This window comes from Leptolyngbya sp. BC1307, assembly GCF_002286735.1.
In the GTDB taxonomy this organism is placed as follows: domain Bacteria; phylum Cyanobacteriota; class Cyanobacteriia; order Phormidesmidales; family Phormidesmidaceae; genus Phormidesmis.
The window spans coordinates 1-4,631 of sequence record NZ_NRTA01000098.1; the positions used below are offsets into that span (position 1 = coordinate 1).

The following is a 4,631-nucleotide window of genomic DNA, read 5'->3' on the forward strand; positions in this document are numbered from 1 at the left end:
CTATTTGCCTATTTTCGCAGTAGTGAGCACAAGTCCCGGCAAAACTATCTCAAGCTCCTGCGTCATCCGTTTGAGGACTATGTGCTCAACGAATATGCCCAAGCCTACCTGAGCGCTCATGGGCTAGCGTCTCGCCATTTAGAGAAACTGAGCTTTTCTGAGCAGGTGATTTGTCAGGGTGAATCGGCATGGGCAGCTTATTTAGAGCGCCTTGATATCGTCACCCCGCTCGCGGTTAGGTTGGTCACCGAAGCGGCTTTGCTCGGCAGTGTGATTAGCCATGGGGTGTCACCTGAGTTGATTATCCTCAGTGATGGTGCGCCGCAGTTTGTCTTGTTCGTCCATGCCCTGTGCTGGATACATATGGAACGTACCCTGCGCAAATTGAGCGGCGAAACCCCTGCGCAGCTCAACGAAATTGAAGCCCTGCGCTATCAGCTGTGGGCCTACTACCAAGCCTTGAAGTTTTATCGCCAAGACCCCTCTGCTGACGATATACCTGCATTCAACCGAGGCTTTGATGCCATCTTTGCACAGACCTTCGAGGACAATGCGCCCTTAAACGCGGTGCTCAAGCAGTTTACCAACCACAAGGCAGAACTCCTGCGCGTCCTGGAGATGCCAGCGCTGCCTTTGCATACCAATGCCGCTGAATCTGATATTCGCGAGATGGTCACTCGTCGTAAGATTAGTGGCACCACTCGCCATGACTTGGGCAGGCAGGCGCGTGACACCTTTGTCGGCCTCAAAAAAACCTGTCGCAAGCTGGGCTTTTCGTTCTGGCAATATTTGACCTCCAGGCTCAAACACGATGACACTGTTCCCTTGTTGCCTGATGTCATTAGACAAAGAGCGGCTCAGGCAACGGTTCAGGCCCTGCCTGCTGAGTCGGCTTGTTTTGTTGCAAGCTAAAACAAGCTTGCCTTCTACCAGCGGTTATTGAGCTATTGCAGAAATTTCAGCAAATCACCGGGAGATTGACCATGGGGATATTGAAGCAGATCTGATCTTTCTCGGACTTCAGGGCATGATTGATCCGCCCAGAGCCGAGGCGATCGCCGCTGTGCGTGCTTGTCAGTCGGCAGGAATCCAAGTCAAGATGATTACGGGCGATCATGCCCTAACGGCGGCGGCGATCGCCCGTCAGATGGGACTGAGCCAAGATGAAGCCGCACCTGCATTCACGGGGAACCAACTGGCAGACATGAATGCTCAGGATCTGGCCAATGCCGTTGAAGCCAGTGCCGTGTTTGCGCGCGTTGCCCCCGAACAGAAATTGCGTTTGGTAGAAGCTTTGCAAGCAAAAGGCGAAGTCGTCGCCATGACCGGGGATGGCGTAAACGATGCGCCTGCCTTAAAGCAAGCCGTTGACCGATGATAACTTTGCCACGATTGAAGCCGCTGTCGAAGAAGGACGCACCGTTTATGGCAACCTGCTGAAAACTATTGGCTTTATCTTGCCCGTTAATGGTGGAGAAGCCATGACAATCTTGGGGGGAATCCTCGCCGGAGCGACCCTGCCGATTTTGCCTGTCCAGATTCTCTGGGTCAATATGGCGAGTTCAGTTGCCCTCAGTGCCACCTTAGCCTTTGAGCCAAAAGCAACAGGGACAATGGAGCGATCGCCCATGCGCCCCAATCAACCCCTCCTCACGGGTAAATTGTTATGGCGCATCCTGATTATTTCCCTCTTCAATCTCATCGCTGTGCTAGGCATGTTTGAGTGGATATTGCAGACGACAGGTACTATCAATCTGGCTCGTACAATGGCAGTCCATACCCTCGTTGCGGCTGAAACCTTTTACTTATTAAGCATTAGTCAATGCATTCCATCTCTGTTTGCTTATCTACGCGATCGCACTCGCACCGTTGCCTATATTCCTGCGATCGGCGTGGTTTGCGTTTTTATCTTGCAAATTTTCTTTAGTCAGTTGACTATCATCAACCCATTATTTAACACCCAGCCACTGAGTATGGTACAAGCCTTGATTTGCATCAGTGCAGGAATTCCGGTCATTGTACCGGCTTTATTGCTAAACCGATTCTCTCCTCTCGCTTAAAGCTATCAAGTATCCGGTAGAAGCAGCCATTCAAGTTTGTTAGTGAGGTAGAAGTACAACGTTGCTAATCCTAAAGGGGGATGTCAGTTTGGATAACCCCGCAATAGAATGACAGACTGCAGTAAACAACAGAAATCAAAAATCATGCTTTATAAAGATACTATTCGAGAAAAGCAATTTCTAAAACTGGCAACGCAGCGTGGAGTTTGTGTCTCGGTCTTTCTACCGACAACTCCCTTGACCCAGGATGCCCAGGCTGACCGCATCGTTTTGAAAAACTTGACTAAAGAGGCGATGGAGCAAGCAGAGGCGATCGCCGACAAGCGACAAATACAGGCGATGACAGGTTATCTGGAAGAACTACAAGAAGATGACGAATTTTGGGAATTCCAAGCTAATGGGTTGGGGATATTAGTTACACCTGAATCAATGAAAACCTATCGTCTTGCCTACGCTGTAGAAGAAGCGGCAGAAGTAGGCAATCGCTTCTATCTCAAGCCCTTGATGTCAGCCTTGCAGCCGATGTCAGCTTATGTCCTAGCCATTTCTCAAAAGTCGGTCAAGCTGTACGAATTTACAGCCGCTCAAGAATTAGAACCATTAGACGTATCGGATTTGCCAGCCGATTTTAGCGAAGTCACCAAGCGCACCTTACAGCGTGATCGCGCTCCCGCAGGCAGCCTCCAAGGCGATGAAGGGGCAGAAATATTGCAAAGACAGTTCTTACGCGCCGTAGAGAAAGCAGTGCGCTCAGTTGTTAGCGGTAGCAATATGCCTTTGATTCTGGCAACGACCCAGGAATTTCAAGCCATGTATCGATCTCTGAATGGCTACGATATGCTAGCTGATAAAGGCACTGATGGCAGCCCACAAGGCTTACCAGAAGAAGAAATTAGGCAAGCAATTCCTCCCATTGTCAGAGAATTGCGTCAAGAACGCATTCAGCAGGGGTGTGACCTGTACTACCAGCGTCAGAGCGAATCCCGGGCGATTGCGGATCTTGCTATGATTGCCAAATTTGCTACTCGTGGTCAAGTCAGTCATCTGCTGGTCGAAGTTGATTTTGTACAGTATGGCACTCTTTCAGATACAGGTGAGATGACTCTTAGTGATACCCGCAGCGCCGAAACCTATGATGTCATCAATGAGATTGTGATTCGAGTCATAGAAAACGGGGGTGAAGTCTTGGGAGTTCTCACAGAAGCAGATGCTCCTAAGGAGCTAATGCCGATGGCAGCCGTACTACGCTGGGCAAACTAGCCTGAATTTGCATCAGTGCAGGCATTCCAGCCGTTGCGTCTGCCTTGTTGACAAAGCGATCTTCTCCCCTTGCTGCAAACGAATCGCCAATTGCAGCAAATTCGTCCCTACTACCGCTTTTCCGACGCGGACATTGATCGCTATACCCTGCAAACCGATGTGCCTGCTCGTCCGCCTGCAACTCCACCGGCTCGTCCCTCCCCTACCCCAACTGCTCCCACAGAACAACGGCAGGTGCTGATCGCTGCACGGGAACTAGATTACAGTGCGGTTCCCCAGGAAGCTAAGACTTGGGTGAACCGTCATTTAATCTACACGCATGGGTACGGTTTCACGCTTAGCCCAGTCAATACAGTCGGTGGGTGTGGTCTGGCAGAGTATTTTGTTAAAGATATTACGGAGGATGAAGCTGGAGCGCTGACAACCTCCAGTCCTGCGATCCGTGCCAGCATTCCGATTGGGCAACCCCGCATCTATTACGGCGAGATTCCCAACACCGATGTCATGACTAAAACCCTGACGCAGGAGTTGGATTATCCCAGTGGGAGTGACAACACCTACAACGTCTATGATGGGCGGGGTGGCATCAACATTCATTTGCATCAGTACAGGGATTCCAGTTGTTGTACCTGCTTTATTGCTAAAGCGATTTGTTCCTCCTGCTTAAAGCTATTAGGTATAGTGCTGTCTAGCTACACGCTCAGAGCAGGCTAACAAATCGTTGCAGCGGCGGAATAAAGATCCCAGTCAAGCATTAAAAGATACTTGCCGCCGCTGAACTCAATCGTTAGGCAGAATTAAACTCAAGGAAAATGAGAAGTATAACTTGAGTGTTGTGCTCTCATGAGAGAAAAATCATCATATCGCGTCTGAGGTAGACTAGGCGTTAGGTTCAAAGGTTTTGAGCAGGAGGTGAAGGATGCAGTTGCCGATTGTTGCGCCAGCGCCAGTGGTGAGCAAACATGCCGCAGCGTTGCGTCATTTGTTCAATGACGAGCGGGCCTATCAGCACTTCCAGCACTATTTAACCGGGCTCATCGTCTTAGAAAACAAAAGCCTATCGAATATCAGCCGCTGTACGTTGGCGAGCGCCGATAAAAGCAACCTATCGCGGTTTCTATCCTCAGCCCCGTGGCATCCGCCAGAGATGAACGATGCGCGTATCGAGTATGTGCTGAAGCAAACGATACTGCATCGACTCACCGCAGCAGGTTCTAGCTTTATCCTAGATGACACGATGTGTGAGCATGTCGGCAGTTTGTTTGAGTATATCGACCGCCACTACAATCACAGCAATAGCACCTACCCGCT

Annotated in this window: 3 protein-coding genes and 2 pseudogenes; all 5 read left to right on the plus strand. The window is 50.2% G+C overall.

The features are described from left to right. Positions 1 to 912 (plus strand): transposase (locus CKL79_RS21875; RefSeq protein ID WP_141242278.1); only part of this gene is annotated, 912 nt, incomplete at its 5' end. 64 nt (positions 913 to 976) lie between these two features. After that, positions 977 to 2,060: pseudogene (locus tag CKL79_RS24475) on the plus strand (HAD-IC family P-type ATPase); the annotation flags it as partial. 237 nt (positions 2,061 to 2,297) lie between these two features. Continuing rightward, positions 2,298 to 3,320, plus strand: a complete 1,023-nt coding sequence (locus tag CKL79_RS21885) for a hypothetical protein (RefSeq protein WP_141242279.1) — start codon at positions 2,298 to 2,300, stop codon at positions 3,318 to 3,320. A gap of 66 nt (positions 3,321 to 3,386) precedes the next feature. Further along, a pseudogene (locus tag CKL79_RS21890) lies at positions 3,387 to 3,914 on the plus strand (UPF0182 family protein); the annotation flags it as partial. 325 nt (positions 3,915 to 4,239) lie between these two features. Further along, a partial coding sequence (locus CKL79_RS21895; protein WP_141242280.1) for a transposase occupies positions 4,240 to 4,631 on the plus strand: 392 nt, incomplete at its 3' end.